This window comes from Gemmatimonas sp., from assembly GCF_027531815.1.
Taxonomy (GTDB): domain Bacteria; phylum Gemmatimonadota; class Gemmatimonadetes; order Gemmatimonadales; family Gemmatimonadaceae; genus Gemmatimonas.
Window position 1 is genome coordinate 242,957 of sequence record NZ_JAPZSK010000002.1, and the last position, 16,286, is coordinate 259,242.

Annotated in this window: 12 protein-coding genes and 1 tRNA gene; 7 read left to right on the forward strand and 6 right to left on the reverse strand. The window is 66.9% G+C overall.

Features of this window, described 5'->3' with window-relative positions; genetic code table 11:
• Window positions 1-130: 130 nt before the first annotated feature.
• From O9271_RS02255 to O9271_RS02265, 3 genes are all read right to left on the reverse strand, one after another.
• Window positions 131-214: transfer RNA gene (locus tag O9271_RS02255), tRNA-Leu, on the reverse strand.
• A gap of 66 nt (window positions 215-280) precedes the next feature.
• Window positions 281-1,168, reverse strand: coding sequence for a CoA transferase (locus O9271_RS02260; protein ID WP_298265792.1), 888 nt, complete (start codon window positions 1,166-1,168; stop codon window positions 281-283).
• Window positions 1,169-1,229: 61 nt separating this feature from the next.
• Window positions 1,230-2,702 (reverse strand): aminotransferase class I/II-fold pyridoxal phosphate-dependent enzyme, encoded by a 1,473-nt coding sequence (locus O9271_RS02265; protein WP_298265794.1) that lies wholly within the window; start codon window positions 2,700-2,702, stop codon window positions 1,230-1,232.
• Between the two features lie 45 nt (window positions 2,703-2,747).
• Here O9271_RS02265 and O9271_RS02270 point away from each other — a divergent pair, with 45 nt between their 5' ends.
• From O9271_RS02270 to O9271_RS02280, 3 genes are read left to right on the forward strand one after another with little or no spacing between them, the layout of a single operon-like run.
• Entirely contained in the window at window positions 2,748-4,337 is a 1,590-nt protein-coding gene (locus tag O9271_RS02270) for a hypothetical protein (RefSeq protein ID WP_298265796.1), read from the forward strand.
• A 43-nt stretch (window positions 4,338-4,380) separates the two neighbouring features.
• Window positions 4,381-5,268, forward strand: a complete 888-nt coding sequence (locus O9271_RS02275; RefSeq protein WP_298265798.1) for a M55 family metallopeptidase — start codon at window positions 4,381-4,383, stop codon at window positions 5,266-5,268.
• A 14-nt stretch (window positions 5,269-5,282) separates the two neighbouring features.
• Entirely contained in the window at window positions 5,283-5,855 is a 573-nt protein-coding gene (locus O9271_RS02280; protein ID WP_298265800.1) for an outer membrane beta-barrel protein, read from the forward strand.
• 214 nt (window positions 5,856-6,069) lie between these two features.
• Here O9271_RS02280 and O9271_RS02285 read toward each other — a convergent pair whose 3' ends face one another.
• Window positions 6,070-7,599 carry a trypsin-like peptidase domain-containing protein gene (locus O9271_RS02285; RefSeq protein WP_298265802.1) on the reverse strand — a complete coding sequence of 510 codons (1,530 nt, stop codon included), beginning with the start codon at window positions 7,597-7,599 and terminating at the stop codon, window positions 6,070-6,072.
• A gap of 114 nt (window positions 7,600-7,713) precedes the next feature.
• Complete coding sequence (gene dnaK / locus O9271_RS02290) at window positions 7,714-9,654, reverse strand: molecular chaperone DnaK (protein WP_298265804.1); 1,941 nt, start codon at window positions 9,652-9,654, stop codon at window positions 7,714-7,716.
• 189 nt (window positions 9,655-9,843) lie between these two features.
• On the opposite strand from dnaK, the gene O9271_RS02295 reads away from it, so the two are divergent.
• The 4 genes from O9271_RS02295 to ppk1 all read left to right on the forward strand — a co-directional run bounded on the left by O9271_RS02295 (window position 9,844) and on the right by ppk1 (window position 14,650).
• Window positions 9,844-10,614 (forward strand): rhomboid family intramembrane serine protease, encoded by a 771-nt coding sequence (locus O9271_RS02295; RefSeq protein WP_298265806.1) that lies wholly within the window; start codon window positions 9,844-9,846, stop codon window positions 10,612-10,614.
• 201 nt (window positions 10,615-10,815) lie between these two features.
• A complete protein-coding gene (locus tag O9271_RS02300) occupies window positions 10,816-11,427 on the forward strand; it encodes a DUF47 family protein (protein WP_298265808.1) in 612 nt (203 codons plus the stop codon).
• A gap of 18 nt (window positions 11,428-11,445) precedes the next feature.
• Window positions 11,446-12,483, forward strand: coding sequence for an inorganic phosphate transporter (locus O9271_RS02305; RefSeq protein ID WP_298265810.1), 1,038 nt, complete (start codon window positions 11,446-11,448; stop codon window positions 12,481-12,483).
• Window positions 12,484-12,529: 46 nt separating this feature from the next.
• Window positions 12,530-14,650, forward strand: a complete 2,121-nt coding sequence (gene ppk1, locus O9271_RS02310; protein ID WP_298265812.1) for a polyphosphate kinase 1 — start codon at window positions 12,530-12,532, stop codon at window positions 14,648-14,650.
• 21 nt (window positions 14,651-14,671) lie between these two features.
• On the opposite strand, the gene O9271_RS02315 is transcribed toward ppk1, so the two are convergent.
• Window positions 14,672-16,264, reverse strand: coding sequence for a Ppx/GppA phosphatase family protein (locus O9271_RS02315; protein ID WP_298265814.1), 1,593 nt, complete (start codon window positions 16,262-16,264; stop codon window positions 14,672-14,674).
• Window positions 16,265-16,286: the final 22 nt, after the last annotated feature.

Consider the following 16,286-nt stretch of genomic DNA (forward strand, 5'->3'; position numbering starts at 1 on the left):
ATCTAGGTGTGCGGCGGGAGGCAAAATGAATGAACGTCTGCCAGCCCGGCATTAGTACAACATTCTGTACAACATTGCCTTTTTCGGAGGCTGTGCGGCGACCCCAGATTGGGGGCCAGTTTCCCTCTGATGCGGACGGCCGGAGTCGAACCGACACGGGGGTTAGCCCACCAGCTCCTAAGGCTGGTGCGTCTACCAATTTCGCCACGTCCGCGCACTGCTCAACCAATCTAATCCGACATCGGGCACTACCAACGGTCTGACGCCCACGGCCTGACGCCTACGGCATGACCGCCACCGGCACGTCGTACTGCTGCGCCAGCGCCGCCACCTCGCGGCAGCTCCGGCCGGCAAAGTAGTCCGTCAACCAGGCAAACGCCGCCGGCTCCTGCAGCCGATCGGCCTGCTCCTCCGTCAATCCGGTCGCACGGCACAGCGCTCGCGCAAACCGCGGCTCCAGCGCCGCAACCGCCACGCGGCCATCACGGCAGGCATACAGGCGGTACCCGGCGTGAGCGCCGCCAATGGGCGAGGTGCCCTGCATCAGCCCCCACGACCGCGGCAGCGCCAGGAAGCGCGCCGCGTCGCCCAGCGCCACCTCCTCGAAGAGCAGGGCACCCGGGTCACGCTGCCGCGCCAGCACCACGCGCAGCACCGCTTCCACCACCAGCAGCGCACCGGCCATGTCGGCAAAGGGCACCACCGGCAACGCCAAATCAGGGAGCAGCCCCGCCTCGGCTTCGTACGTGAGGTCGTGCCCCGGGTGCTCGGCCTCCGCTCCGTGCTCCCCCACGATCGTCACGATGCTCAGGGCAGGGAAGCGGCGATGCAGCTCGGCGCGATCCACGCCGAGCCGCTGCAGCGCCGACGGACGGAACGAGGTGACCAGCACGTCGGCCGTGCCGAGCCGGGCGTACAGCGTCGCGCGCCCGGATTCGCTCTTGAGATCGAGCACGTCGCGGGTGACCCGACAATGCATGGCTTCGTACCCCGTTGGCGCATAGGCGGCCATGGGATCGCCGGGGGCACCGTTGGCCGACGGCGGCTCCACCTTCACGCACGTCGCACCCATGTCGGCCAGTCGCATGAGCGCGGCCGGCCCGGGCAGGTTGAGCGCCAGGCTGACGATGCGCACGCCAGTCAGCACGCCATGGGGTGGGGAAGGCACCAAAGGATCAGACTGCACACGCGGAAGATACCGCTGGTGCGCATCGCTGCCCACGGTGCCGCTACGCCGTGGCGGATTCCTCCAGCGCGAACTGCGTGATCCGTTCGAGCGTCGTCGCCATCTCGCCGGTGGTGGCGTCCCAGTGGATGGGGCAGAGCCGCAGCGCCGGTCGACCGCGCAGCAACGTGCTCATGACCGTGGCGTAGCCATCGGCGCGCAACCGGTCCACCACGCGCCCCGTGAGCGCGTCGACCGCCGAGTCATCCAGCCCCGCGCCACGCCAGCGGAAGGTCACGATCCCCATCTGCGACGGCGTCACGATCTCCCAGTGCCCACTCGCCTCCAGCCACCGCTGCGCGAAATCGGCCACGTCGAACCCCACCTGAATCGCGTCCCGAAACGCGGCCAGCCCGAAGGTGCGCAGCGACAGCCACAGCTTGAGCGCCTTGAACGAACGCGTGAGCTGAATGCCGCGCTCGAAGAAGTTCACGTCCTCCTGAATGTGCCGCGTGATATCGGCCAGGTAGTCGGGGTGATCGTCATCCTCCACGCGAAAGGCATCTTGCATGAGCCGGGCATCGCGCACCAGCAGGCACCCGATCTCGAAGGGCTGGAAGAGCCACTTGTGCGGATCGAGAGTGATGGAGTCGGCGCGCCCCAGCCCCTCCAGCGCCGCCGCTCCCCGCGGATGCAGCGCCGCCGCCGCGCCGTAGGCGCCGTCGATGTGCAGCCACAGCCCCTCGCGCGCGCAGAGGTCGGCGAGCGCGTGCAACGGGTCCACCGCCCCGGTGTTGGTCGTCCCGGCGTTGGCCACCACGCAAAAGGGGCGCATGCCGTTGTCGCGGTCCGCCCGAATGGCCTCCGCCAGCGCCGTCAGCGACAGTCGGAACTCGGCATCCGTGGCCACCATGCGCCGCTGCGCCGTGCCGAAGCCCAGCACCCGCAGCCCCTTCGACATGGACGAATGCGTCTGGTCGGAGTAGTACACGACGGCTCGTGGATCGTGACCGCCCAGCCGTGTTTCGCGCGCCACCACGATGGCCGACAGATTGGCCATGGAGCCGCCACTCACGAAGATGCCACCCGCCTCGGGCGGCAGGCCGCAGGCGCGCTGCAGCCAATCGAGCACCGTCAGCTCGATCTGCGACGCGCCACTCGAGGCCAGCCAGTGTCCGCTGAACACATTGTGCCCGCTCGTGAGGAAGTCCCCCACGGCGCTCACGAAGTTGGACGGACTCGGCACGAACGCATAGAAGCGCGGATGATCGGCGCGGAACGCGTTGGGGAACACATCGCGCGCCAGCTGCGCCAGCAACTCGGCCGGCGGCGTGGGCGCCTCGGGGAGCGGGGTGTACAGCCGCGCTGCCGCCTCCGCGCGCGAGATCGTGGTGGTGGTGGGCTGCTCGCGGATCCCCTCATGGTGGGCAATGACCATCGCGAGGGCCTGGTCACCCAGCGCCTGCATGTCGGCGCGCGAGAGCTGGAGCGGGGCACGGGGGGGCGACGGCAGGTCGTTGCTCATGGCATGGCTCATGGCGCGCAAGGTAGCAGCGGGGCACACGCGGCGGTAACGTAGCCCATGCCACACGCTCCCTCGTTTGCCTTGGCCGCCCTCGTGGCGAGCGCCTCCGTTGCGGCGGCGCAACGCACGCCCACCGTGACCTTCGTCTCTGGTGTTCCGGCGGGGAGCGCGGCGGCGGAGCAACCGCGTCACGGCATGGCCAATGGCATCCGCCTCGTCCGGCAATTCGACGGCCTGGGCGAGGGCTTCACGGGCCCGCACGGGGCAGTCACGCTGCGTAACCCATCGGACAATTCGCTCGCCGTGGGCCCCCGGCATGTGGTCCAGACGGTCAACTCGCAGTGGGCGGTGTTCCGGCGCGATGGCACGCCGGTGTACGGTCCGCTCCCCACCAATGCGGTGTTCGCGGGATTCGGTGGCCCCTGCGAAACAATGCTGAGCGGCGACGCGGTGGTGCGTTACGACCAGTTGGCGGAGCGATGGCTCCTGGTGCTGCCCATCTTCCGCCGTGTGCCAGGCGGCCACACGGCCAACGGCCCGCGCACGGCCCTGCTTCGCATACCGCCGCCGTCGGCCGATCGTGTGCCACGGCCTCTCCCGCCGCGGGCTGCCCCCGATTCCGCCACCGGCGGCTACGCCATGTGCTATGCCGTGAGTGCCACGAGCGACCCGTTGGGCGCTTGGCATCGCTACGAGTTTGCCCGCCCCCTCTTTCCCGATTACCCGCGCCCTGCCGTGTGGCCAGACGGCTACTACGTGCCCACGAGTACCGGCGACGACGTGGTGGAGAAGCATCTGTGCGTTACCGAACGGGCGCGCATGCTGCGCGGCGAGCCCGCGCGTGAGCTGTGCCGCATCGTGCCCGGGGTCAACTTCCTCAATACCGCCGATCTCGACGGACGGCGGTTGCCCCCGGCCGGAACGCCCAATCTGGTACTCGCGACCGGGGGGACACAGCTGGCGGGCATCGTGGACAGCGACGAGCTGCAGCTGTGGCGCTTCGCGGTCAATTGGCAGGACACCGCCCGTACACGGCTCACCGGTCCCGAGCGCATTCCCGTCGCGCCGTACCGCTATCTGTGCGGTGGTCAGCTCACCAGTTGCGTGCCGCAGCCGGGCACCGACCGCCGGCTCGATGCGCAGGGCGACAAGCTCATGCCGCGGCTCGTGTACCGGCAGTTCGCTAATCACGCGTCGCTCGTGGCTGCCCACAGCATCAACAGCAGTCGCGGCACGGGTGGCGTGCGCTGGTATGAGCTGCGATACGCGGCGAGTGGCACCATGACCGTGCATCAGCAGGGCACCTTCACTCCCGACAGCCTGTACCGATGGCTCCCCAGTGCGGCGATCGACCGGGTGGGCAACATCGGCATCGGGTACTCCGCCGGCGATGCCCACACGTTCCCCGGGCAGCGATTCGCCGGGCGCACACCACGGCATCCCCTTGGCACGCTCGGCTTCCGTGAGGTCGTGCTGGCCGACGGTGCCGCCGCACAGCAGACCACGTTGCGGTGGGAGGACTACACGCAGACGGCCATCGATCCCGTGGACGACTGCACCATCTGGTACGTGGGTGACTATCTGCGCGCCGGTACCACCAGCTACGCCACGCGCATCGGCGCCTTCCGCATGCCCGGTTGCCGCTGAACGATTTTCGCCCTGCATCCTGACCACCTTCACCCTGCTCCCCATGCGATCACTGTGCATCGCGCTGTCTGCGCTCATCGCCATGACGGTCTTGCCGGATACGGCGTCTTCCCAGGCACGCAAGGTCTACATCTCGGTGGACATGGAAGGCATCAGCGGCATCAACGGCGACAACCAGACGTCTGCCGCCGGCGCCGAGTACGGGCGTGCCCGCAAGCTGATGGCGGAGGATGCCAACGCGGCCATTCGCGGGGCCTTCGATGGCGGGGCCACCGAGGTGGTCGTGAACGACTCGCACGGCAGCCAACGCAACATCCTGCCGGAGGATCTCGATCCGCGGGTGCGCCTCATCAGTCACAGCTTCAAGCGCCACGGCATGATGGAGGGGCTCGACTCCACCTTCGATGCGGTCATCTTCGTGGGATACCACGCCAAGGCTGGGTCGCCACGTGGCGTCTTCGCGCACACGGGGTCGGGGGTGCTGCGCGACCTGCAGATCAACGGGCTCTCGGTTGGCGAGGGGGGCATGAATGCCTTTCTCGCGCGCTGGTACGGCGTGCCGGTGATCCTCGTCACAGGCGACGATGTGGCGGTTGAGGAACAGCAGGCTACCGTGCCCGCAGTGCGCGGCGTGGTGGTGAAGCGCGCCATCAACTCGCGGGCGGTGGAGTTGCGTCCGCTCGCCGCCGCGCGTCGGGACATTCAGGACGCGGCCAAGGCGGCGGTGGCGACGGCACGGAAGGCGCCGCCGGAACGTCTGGCCCGCTATACCGTACGTATGGAAATGCGCGACCCGACGATTCCGGAAGTGGCCGCAGCCTTCCGGGAGATTCGCCTGGTGAACGCCACGACCGTGGAATTCACCCGCGAGTCCATGCCGGACGCGTACCGTCTCATCCGCGTACTCTACCGCTTCATCAACACCGACTGACAGAAGGAGACATCATGACCCGTATGCTGCGCGCGGCTCTCGCGGCCGCCGCCCTGTCCACCGCAGCGGCCGCGTCGGCCGAGGCACAGTCCGGCAAGGGGCTGTTCGTGGGCATCCAGTACGCCGGCGCGTCCGTGAACGTGAAGGACGCCGCCGACGATCTCGAATTCGGCAGCGGCTTCGGCGTGCACGCCGGGCTGGGGCTGAGCGAGCGCTGGAGTGTCCTGGGCAACTTCGACCGCAGTGTCCTGACCGGGAACAGCGCCGACGTGCGACTCACGCAGTACGATGCGTTGCTGCGCCTGCAGCTCATCGGGGCGGCGTCGCCGGTGAAGCTCTTTGTGACGGGCGGCGCCACTGCGCGCAGCGCCAACGCGGGTCGGGACTTCGAAGGCATCGCGCCCACCGGCGGCGGCGGTGTGCAACTGTTCCTGTCGTCGGGGCTGGCGGTGCACGGTACCGCCCTGTGGACCTTCGGCAACCTGACGCGTGCCAACCAGCTGTCGGGCAACACGATCGACCAGCAGCTCACGTCGACGGGAACGCGCGTGCAGGCAGGCGCGTCGCTCTACCTCTTCGGGCGTTGACCAGCGAGAGGTAGAGCGGAAGCAGGAGAGCGTCGGTCGACAGCATGAATTGAGCCCGGAGCGCGGTGAGAACGGCGTTGTCCCGTGGTGAGAGTCGAGCGTACTTCCCTCAACTCTCACTGCGAGAACCCTCAATTCTCACGGCGATCCGGGCTCAATTCTCACTCGGGCAGCTCAACTCGAACCGCTCGCGCCTCAGCCCTCATGTCTCCCGTCACCCGCCGATACGCAGGTTCACGACGCGCTGTCCCAGCCGCGGATCGATGGACTGTACGAGCAGGCTCACGTAGTCCCCTTCCTTGAGCGTGGCAATAGCCGCCTGCAGGTCGGCCACGGTGCGCACGTCGCGGCGAGGCGTGGGATAGAGCACGGCCAGCACCACATCGCTGCCCCCGGCAATCTTGTCGCGCGCGGGCCCGTCTTCCGACACCTCGGTGACCCGCACGCCACGGCCGTTGGTGCGCAGCCGCGCCGCCAGATCGGCGGGCAATGCCTCCACCGTGAAGCCCAGCTTGCCGGCGGCGGGATTGGCGGCAGCGTCGGGGGCGTTGGGGTTGGACGCCAGGCGGGTCATGCTTTCGGCTTCCACAAGGCGCACCTCCAGTCGCTTCTTGGTACCGAAACGCATCAGCTCCACGGGAATGCGGTCACCCACACGCCGCTGGCGCACGATGCGCTGCAGTGAGCTGACGCGCTCCACCGGCTTGCCGTCAACCGTGATGATCACATCCCCCACCTCGATGCCCGCCTCCTTTGCGGGACCACCATCGGCGGGGTTGAAGCCCAGCACCTTGACGCCCGCCACACGGGAGAGGCCGTTGATGCCGGCATCCTCGGGTTCGACTCGCGTTACCGACACGCCCATCACGGGGAGCCGCACGCGCCCTTCCTTGATCAGCGCGTCGGTGACGTTCTTGACGAGCGTAATGGGAATGGCGAATCCGTACCCCGAGTAGAAGCCGGTCTGACTGGCGATCGCGCTGTTCAGGCCGATCACCTCGCCGCGCAGGTTGATGAGCGGGCCCCCCGAGTTGCCCGGGTTGATCGCCGCATCGGTCTGGATGAAATCGGAAATCGTGAAGTTGCCGGAGTTCGGCAGGTTGATCTCCTGCCCGCGCCCCTTGGCGGAGATGATCCCCGCCGTCACGGTGAAGTCGAGGCCCAGCGGGTTGCCCACGGCCAGTACCCATTCACCGATGCGCGTGGTTTCGTCGTTGCCGATGGCCAGTGAGGGGAGCCCGCGCGCGTCGATCTTCACGACGGCCACGTCGGTGGTGCTGTCGGTGCCCACGACCTTGGCCTTGAACACGCGCCCGTCGCTGAGCGTGATCGAGACCTGGTCCGCGTCGGCCACCACGTGATTGTTGGTCACGATGTAGCCGTCGGCGCTCATGATGAAACCGGAGCCCTCACCGCGCTGCTGCCGCGGCTGGGGTCCACCGAACTGCTCCAGGAAGTCTTCCATGCCCTGCGGCGCGCGGCCGCGGGGGGTGGCCCGCGGCCGCACGGACCGCGTGGTATTCACCGCCACCACGCCGGGCGTCACCCGCTCGGCGATATCGGCGAAACTGCCCATGCCGTCGATGTTGGCCGGGCCGCGCAGGGCGACGGCCGGGCGATTGCCCGTCGTGCTCTGGGCCCAGCTGATCTTCGTCCAGTCCATCCCTGAGGCGAAGAGCACGCCACCGGCAAAGCAGCCGGCCGCGGCCGTCGCGAAGCGAAAGCGAGAGAATCGTGCAGCCATGGTTCGTAGGTCGTTTGGTGTTGCGATACGCACGCGCGAGACGCGCACCTGCCATGATAAGACACCGAAGCCCCGCCGGGAGTTTCCGGCGGGGCCTGGCGTGAACGGGCGTGCTTACTTCTTGTCGTCGACGATCTCGTAGTCGGCTTCGACCACATCGTCGGCCTTGCCACCCTGCGGCTCGCCCTGGGCGCCCGGCGCCCCGGCGTCGGCCGGCGCGCCCCCTTCCGGCGCCGCCTGCTGCTGGTAGAACGCCTGACCCGCCTCACTGTACGCCTTGCTCAGCTCTTCCTGCGCGGCGCGGATCTCGTTCATGTCATCACCGCGCAGCGCCTTGCGGGCGCGCTCGATCGACGCATCGATCCGCTCCTTGAGCGGCGCGGCCACCTTGTCGCCCCACTCCTTGACGTTCTTCTCGACTTCATACGTCTGCGAGTCGAGCCGGTTGCGGGTGTCGATCTCTTCACGACGCTTCTTGTCCTCGGCCGCGTTCTTCTCGGCGTCCTTCACCATGCGGTCGATCTCGTTGTCCGACAGGCCGCTGGAGGCTTCGATGCGGATCTTCTGCTCCTTGCCGCTCGCCTTGTCGCGCGCCGTCACATGCAGGATGCCGTTCGCGTCGATGTCGAAGGTCACCTCGACCTGCGGCATGCCGCGCGGGGCGGGCGGGATACCCGTGAGCTGGAACTTGCCGATCGTGCGGTTATACACCGCCAGATCGCGCTCACCCTGCAGCACGTGGATCTCGACCGTCGTCTGGTTGTCGTCGGCGGTGGAGAACGTCTCGGCCTTCTTCGTGGGAATGGTGGTGTTGCGCGGGATGAGCACCGTCATCACGCCACCCAGCGTTTCGATGCCGAGCGAGAGCGGCGTGACGTCGAGCAGCAGCACGTCCTTCTGTTCGCCGGTGAGCACGGCGCCCTGGATGGCCGCACCCACCGCCACCACTTCGTCGGGATTCACGCCCTTGTTCGGCTCCTTGCCGAAGAAGTCCTTCACCACCTGCTGAATCTTCGGGATGCGCGTCGATCCGCCCACGAGGATCACTTCATCGACCTCGCTGGGCTGCATGCCGGCATCCTTGAGCGCCTGCTTCATGGGCTCGAGTGTGCGCTGCACGAGATCGTCCACGAGCTGCTCGAACTTGGCCCGCGTGAGCGTGTAGTTGAGGTGCTTCGGCCCCGAGGCGTCGGCGGTGATAAAAGGCAGGTTGATGTCGGTCGTGCTGGCGCTCGACAGCTCCATCTTGGCCTTCTCACCGGCCTCCTTGAGACGCTGGATGGCCATGGGGTCCTTCGAAAGGTCGATCCCCTGGTCGCGCTTGAACTCCGCCACGAGCCAGTCGATGACGCGCTGGTCGAAGTCGTCGCCGCCCAGATGGGTATCACCGTTGGTGCTCTTCACCTCGAACTGACGCGTACCGTCCACGTCGTAGAGTTCGAGAATGGAGATGTCGTACGTGCCGCCACCCAGGTCGAACACGGCGACCTTTTCGTCCTTCTTCTTGTTCTTGTCGAGTCCGTATGCCAGCGCCGCCGCCGTGGGCTCGTTCACGATGCGCAGCACTTCCAGACCGGCGATCTTGCCGGCGTCCTTGGTGGCCTGACGCTGGGCGTCATTGAAGTAGGCCGGCACGGTGATGACGGCCTTGGTCACCTGGTGGCCAAGATAGTCCTCCGCCGTCTGCTTCATCTTCTGCAGCACCATGGCCGAGATCTCAGGCGGGGTGAAACGCTTGCCCTGGACCTCCACGGCGGCCACATCGTTGGGGCCGGCGACAATCTTGTACGGAACGCGCGACTGCTCCTGCTGCGCCTCGGCCACGCGCCGGCCCATGAAGCGCTTGATGGAGAAGATCGTGTTCTGCGGGTTGGTGACCGCCTGACGCTTGGCGATCTGCCCCACGAGGCGCTCGCCGTCCTTTGTAAAGCCGACCACGGACGGGGTCGTGCGCCCGCCCTCGGCATTGGGAATCACGATGGGATCGCCACCTTCCAGCACGGACACCACGGAGTTGGTGGTGCCAAGGTCGATGCCGATAACTTTCTCAGCCATGGGGATCTCTGTGGAGGTCCTGATGTTGAAGAAGAGCAGGCGGGATCGCCGGCGCCTTCTGCTACTCGAGGAGGAGAAGGGCAAGGGCCGGGCCGGTTTTGTTCTGCCGAAGCGGCGCAATTCGCTCGAGCAGCGGTACTCTACCCGCTGCCTACGCGGCAGTCTGCCAATTTGACCGGTGGTGGTGCGATGTTTCCGATCTCCGACGACAACCCGACGCTGCGTACGCCGGTCATGACGATCCTCCTGCTCGTGGTGACATGGGCGGTGTGGCTGTTCGTCCAGGGGGGAGGCGCCCCCATGCCGCTGGCGGTCAGCGTGTGCGACCTGGGGTTCGTGCCGGGGGAGGTGAGCGGACGGGCCCCGCTCGGGCTTGGCGTCCCGCTCGGGGTGATCGACGGGCAGCCGTTGGCCTGCGTGGTGGACAACCAGGGGATCAACTGGTTCACCCCCGTGATCTCGATCTTCCTGCATGGCGGATGGGGCCACATCCTCGGCAACTCGCTCTACCTGTGGGTCTTCGGCAACAACGTCGAGGACAGCATGGGGCGCGGGCGGTTCGTCGCCTTCTACCTGCTGACCGGTGTGGCCGCGGCAATGGCGCACCTCGCCGTCGACCCGGGTTCTCCCGTGCCCACGGTGGGGGCGTCGGGGGCCATTTCGGGGATCATGGGCGCCTACCTGCTGCTCTATCCCCGGGTCCGTGTGCGCACCTTCATACCCCCCTTCTTTCTGCTGCATTTCCCGGCCTGGCTCGTGCTCATCCTGTGGTTCGGCAGCCAGGTAGTGAGCGGCTTACCCGACCTCTCTCCCCTGCGCCGGGAGATTTCGGGCGGGGTGGCCGTGTGGGCGCACGTGGGCGGTTTTGTGGCGGGGGCGTTGCTGGCGAAGCTGTTCGAAGACCCCGAGCTGGTGCGTCGACGTCGGGCGGTGGCCGACGCCAAGGTGGTTTGGTCCTGAACCATTCAGGAGGCACGCTACCGGTAAGGCATTGTCTCGCCTCTGTAACAAGGGAAATCGGGACCATGGGGTGGATGGCGGAGTTCCCTTGGTGACGTTTTCGTTACACAGCCGCAGTCACACCGGGACGCGGGGCCCGCAGTTTCTGCCAAGCCCGTCCACACTGCGGCGCCGTACACCTCCTCAAGCCAACACGCTGCCGTGAAGCTTTTCTCCAAAGACGAAACGTTCTTCGATCACTTCCGTGGTCTGGCCGTGCATATCAGTGAAGCCGCCACGTTGCTGCGCACCCTCTTCGAGAATCCGGCCAACGCGGCGCAGATCTCCGTGCAGATCAAGAAGGTGGAGACCGATGGCGACGCCATCGTGCACCTCATCAACCAGCGCATCGACACGAGCTTCGTCACGCCGCTCGATCGCGAAGACATCCACCTGCTGGCGAAGCGGCTCGACAACGTCATCGATCTCATCAATGGTGCGTCGCGCCGTGTCGTGATGTTCCGTGTGACCACGGCGCGCGACGGCGGGGTGCAGATGGCCGACGTGCTGGTGCGGTGCGGCAAGGAGATCCTTGCCTCGGTGGGGGACATCTCCAAGCGTCAGCGTATGATGGAGCACGGCCGGGCGATCAAGCTGCTCGAGGAAGAGGGCGACGTCCTGTACGCACAGTCGGTGGGTGCGCTCTTCGAGCATGAGGAGCCGGCAATCGAAGTGCTGAAGTGGAAGGAGATCTTCGATGCGCTCGAGGAAGCCATCGACGAATGCGAGGACGTGTCCAACGCCCTCGAGAGCATCGCGCTCAAGAACAGCTGACGCGCCGCTGATCGCTCCGTGGTCACCTTCGTCATCTTCATCGTCGCGGTTGCGTTGGCCTTCGACTTCATCAACGGCTTCCACGACTCCGCCAACTCGATCGCCACCATCGTCGGCACGCGCGTGCTGAGCCCGCTCGCTGCCGTCATCTGGGCGGCGGTGTTCAACTTCTCCGCGCTGTTCTTCGTGGGCACGGCCGTCGCCAAGTCGGTTGCGGCCGGCTTCATCGACCTCAACGTGGTCGATGCCAACGTCATCCTGGGCGGGTTGCTGGGCGCCATTGCGTGGAATCTCATCACGTGGTGGTTCGGCATCCCGTCGAGCTCCTCCCACGCCCTCATCGGCGGCTACGCCGGTGCCGCGGTCGCCAAGGTTGGCTTCTCCGCGCTGCTGTGGGGCAAGAAGTGGATCGAGACGCTCTCGGCCATCGTGCTGTCGCCCATGCTCGGTGCGCTCATGGGCTTCCTGCTCATGGTCCTCGTCTTCAACCTCTTCCGCAACGTGATCAACACGAAGGCGGAAAAGGTGTTCCGGGTGCTGCAGCTCACCAGTTCGGCGCTGCTCTCGCTCGCGCACGGTGGCAACGATGCGCAGAAGACGATGGGCATCATCGTGGGGTTGCTCGTGGCCACGCAGGCCACCTTCGCCAACCAGACCGGGTGGCTGACTCACTTCCACGTGACGTCGCTCGACGTCATCCCGGTGTGGGTGGAGCTGAGTGCCTACACCATGATCTCGCTGGGCACGCTCTTTGGCGGCTGGCGCATCGTGCACACCATGGGCACCCGCATCACCAAGCTGCGACCCGTGGGTGGATTCTGCGCCGAGACGGGTGGCGCCATGGTCATTCTCGCCGCCTCGAAGCTGGGTATTCCGGTGTCCACGACCCACACGATCACCGGGGCGATCGTGGGGGTGGGGGCCACCAACCGCCTGTCGGCCGTGCGCTGGGGACTGGCCAGCCGCATCGTCTGGGCGTGGGTCATTACCATTCCCGCGAGTGCGGGCATGGCGGCACTGAGCTACTGGCTGCTCGCGGCCTTCAATCCTCTCTGACGCGGAGACGGCCGGCTGTCCTGTTTGACCGCCGGCCACATGGACCATGTCCTCGGTCACGTCGCTGTCGCTGCCGTATCTGAATCGCGAGCTCTCGTGGCTCGAATTCAATGCGCGGGTGCTGGAAGAAGCCCTCGATGAACGGGTGCCGCTGCTCGAGCGCCTCAAGTTCCTGGCGATCTTCAGCACCAATCTCGACGAATTCTACATGGTGCGGGTCGCCGGACTGCGCCGAAAGGTGGCCTCCGGGGCTCCGCAATATGCCCCCGATCCGCTGGCACCGGCCGAACAGCTGGTCGCCATTCGCACGCGCGTGCGCGAGCTGCTGGCCCGTCGGCGCGGTGTACTCAAGCGCGAACTGCTTCCCGGACTCGCGCGCCACGACATCCATCTGGTGAAGATGGAGTCGCTCGACGACGCGGAGCGGGCGCGCGTGCACGAGTTCTTCGAGGCGCAGGTGTTCCCGGTGCTCACGCCGCTCGCGGTCGACCCCGGGCACCCGTTCCCCTACATCTCCAACCTGTCGCTCTCGCTGGCGGTCGACATCCGCGACCCGGTCACGGGCAAGGCGCACTTCGCGCGCGTGAAGGTGCCGCGCTCCCTACCGCGGTGGGTGCCGTTCGGGCGTGGGCACTGCTACGTGCCGCTGGAGGATGTCATTGGCGCCCATTTGGGGGCGCTGTTTCCGGGGATGGAGGTGCAGCGCTGGTTCACCTTCCGCATCACGCGCTACTCCGATCTCGACCTTGGGCAGATGGATCAGCCCGAGGATATGCTCGAAACGATCGAGCAGCAGGTGTTCCAGCGGCGCTTCGGGGAAGTGGTGCGGCTGGAGGTACAGCACGACATGCCCGAACGCATTCGCGCGCTGCTCCTGGAAGAGCTCAGCGAGAGCGAAACGCAACTGGTGGCGCCGCTGGGGCCGGACGATGTGCACGACGTGGATGATCTGCTCGAGATGGGCGACCTCATGCAGCTCGCCCTCACCGATCTCCCGGAGTTGCGCGATCCTCCGCACACGCCGCAGGTGCCCGCCCCGTTCAGGGACGGGCGCAACCTGTTTGACGTGATCCGGGAGCGGGATGTGCTCGTGCACCATCCGTTCGAATCGTTCTCGGCGTCGGTCGAGACGTTTCTCGAAGCGGCAGCCAACGATCCGCAGGTGCTGGCCATCAAGCTGACGCTGTACCGCACCTCGGGCGACATGGCCATCGTACGAGCGCTCACCGAGGCGGCCGAAGCCGGCAAGCAGGTGGCGGTGATCATCGAATTGCAGGCGCGCTTCGACGAAACCAACAACATTACCTTCGCCCGCACCATGGAAAGTGTGGGTATTCATGTGGCGTACGGTTTGCCGGGGCTCAAGACCCACGCGAAAACGGTGCTGGTCGTGCGCCGCGACGCCGACGGCATTCGTCGCTACGGGCACATTGGCACCGGCAACTACAACAGCAAGACGGCCCGGTTGTATACCGACATGGGCTTGTTCACCTGTCATCCGGAAATCGGCGCCGACCTGTCCGACCTGTTCAATTCTCTGACCGGTGTGTCGCGGCAGAAGTACTACCGACGGCTTGCCGTGGCGCCCGTCACGCTGCGGGCGCGGCTGCGTGAGCTCATTGAACGGGAAACGGCGCACGCGATCGCGGGGAGGGGAGGGCGCATCATCGCCAAGATGAATGCCCTCGTCGATCCCGAGATCATTGCGGCCCTGTACCGCGCGTCGCAGGCCGGCGTGAAGATTGACCTCATCGTGCGCGGCATCTGCTGCCTCGTGCCGGGATTGGCGGGCATGAGTGAGCATATCCGGGTGGTCAGTATCATCGGGCGCTTCCTCGAGCACTCACGCCTGGCGTTCTTCGCGAACGCCGGCAACCCGGAGTACTACATCGGCTCGGCCGACTGGATGCCGCGCAACTTTGATCGGCGTGTCGAAGTCATGACGCCCATCGAAGACCAGCTCCTGCACAAGGGGCTGGAGGCAGTGCTCGCCACCTGCCTGAACGACAACCGGCAGGCCTGGGAGCTGGGGGCCGACGGGCAGTACCGCCGGCGGGAGCCACAGGGTGAGGCGGTGCGCGCCACGCACCAGATCCTCATGAAGGAACCGTGGGGCACAGAGGCGGCGCGTCCGCCCAAGCGCAAGAAGAAGGGCGAGGCGGACTGAGCGCGTCCGCCTCGCGTCGGCTCACTCGCCGTCGGCTTCGTCGTCGGCGCTGATTTGAGTGCCGTCGGGGAGCAGGACCACGATCGGCCGCCCCAGCACCTCCTCCAGAAGCCGGCGCTTCCGGCTCGCGCCCCAGCACTCAAGACGTACGTTCGTTGCGCCTTCGGCTTCATGCACCGTCACCAGTACCGCGTCGGTGGTCCACTTCACCGTCATACCGCCCACGGCGCTCACATGCCCGCGATCCATGCCGTCGGCGAAACGCAGCAGCGCCGACAACTTCACGATGCGCTCCCGGGTGGCGCGATCGAGCGGACCGAAGCCCGCGTGCTTGGGCTTCGGCGGAGCGCCGCGATGATAGCGCGCAATGTGCGCGATCATGATCTGCTCGGCCGGCGTCATGCCCAGCAGATCGGCATGCGAGATGAGATGGAAGGAATGCTTGTGATGCTTTTCATAGTTGATGTGGTAGCCCACATCGTGCAGCAGCGCCGCATCGGACAGGATGCGACGGTCCGCCGCCGTCAGCGCGAGGCGTGACTCGAGGGCATCGAACAGCTGCAGCGACAGGGCCTGCACCTGCCGTGCGTGCGGTGCCTCGAAGTGACAGCGTTCCGCGAACTCCCGCACCGACCGGTCGCGGGCGACGCCGGGATCGGCCACTCGGGGGGTGACGCGGGCCGCTTCCAGCAAGATGCCTTCGCGAATCCCGAACGCCGAGGTGAGCAGATCGCGCGGGTCGAAGCGCGACAGCACTTCGGCGGCCACGGCGAGCCCCGCCACAATAATGTCGGCGCGTGCGGGGTTGAGCCCGGGCACCTGTTGCCGCTCCGGCGCCTCCATGCGCTGCAGCCACTCCAGCACATGTTCGAGTTCGGCCCGCGTGACGCGCGTGCCGTGCGCCGATCGCACGGTGACGCGCTGCCGCGCCAGCACGATGCCCGCGAGGTTCGTGAACGTGCCCCCCGACCCGATCACCTGCGCGCCCCGCCAGTCCTTGACCGGTACGGCCTTGCGCAGCCCCTCGCGCACATGCTCGCGGAGCGCCCGCACGCGGCGCGGCCGCACGGCGGGGGTGAGGAACTTCTCGGTGAGCCGCACGGCCCCGAAAGGGAGCGAGGCCACTCGCTCGATGAGACCATCCTTCGCGAGCACGAGTTCGAGGGAACCGCCCCCAATGTCCATGACCACGGTGCGTCCGGCGCCCAGCTCGAAGTGCGCCAGGGCGCTGCGGAAACAGAGCAGCGCCTCCTCTTCGCCGCTGAGTACCCGCACCGCCTGCCCGGTGGCGGCGGTGAGGCGCGCCGTGAACTCGCTCGAATTGCTCGCGTCACGCACCGCGCTGGTGGCCACGATTTCGATGCGCGCGGCGGCCAATTGCCGCGCCAGCGTGACCATGCGCTGCACGGCCGCCACCGCCGAGTCGATTGCGGCGGAGGACAGCGCCCCCGTGCTCTCGAGGCCATCGCCGAGACGTGGCATGGCCTTCATTTCGTCGACCACCCGAATGCCGCCCGCTGGCGAGACATCGGCGATGATCTGCCGCACCGAGTTCGACCCGATGTCGATGGCCGCGATGCGAACATCGCCGGTGCGTGCTACTGGAGCCGTCATGTGGCAGCCGGGGGCAGGAGAG

Excerpts from the sequence above, each read along its gene's own strand:
- O9271_RS02275 (WP_298265798.1), top strand. The coding sequence starts at position 4,381 with ATGCGATCACTGTGCATCGCGCTGTCTGCGCTCATCGCCATGACGGTC.
- O9271_RS02265 (WP_298265794.1), bottom strand. The coding sequence starts at position 2,702 with ATGAGCCATGCCATGAGCAACGACCTGCCGTCGCCCCCCCGTGCCCCG.
- dnaK (WP_298265804.1), bottom strand. The coding sequence starts at position 9,654 with ATGGCTGAGAAAGTTATCGGCATCGACCTTGGCACCACCAACTCCGTG.
- O9271_RS02270 (WP_298265796.1), top strand. The coding sequence starts at position 2,748 with ATGCCACACGCTCCCTCGTTTGCCTTGGCCGCCCTCGTGGCGAGCGCC.
- O9271_RS02280 (WP_298265800.1), top strand. The coding sequence starts at position 5,283 with ATGACCCGTATGCTGCGCGCGGCTCTCGCGGCCGCCGCCCTGTCCACC.
- ppk1 (WP_298265812.1), top strand. The coding sequence starts at position 12,530 with ATGTCCTCGGTCACGTCGCTGTCGCTGCCGTATCTGAATCGCGAGCTC.
- O9271_RS02315 (WP_298265814.1), bottom strand. The coding sequence starts at position 16,264 with ATGACGGCTCCAGTAGCACGCACCGGCGATGTTCGCATCGCGGCCATC.
- O9271_RS02285 (WP_298265802.1), bottom strand. The coding sequence starts at position 7,599 with ATGGCTGCACGATTCTCTCGCTTTCGCTTCGCGACGGCCGCGGCCGGC.
- O9271_RS02295 (WP_298265806.1), top strand. The coding sequence starts at position 9,844 with ATGTTTCCGATCTCCGACGACAACCCGACGCTGCGTACGCCGGTCATG.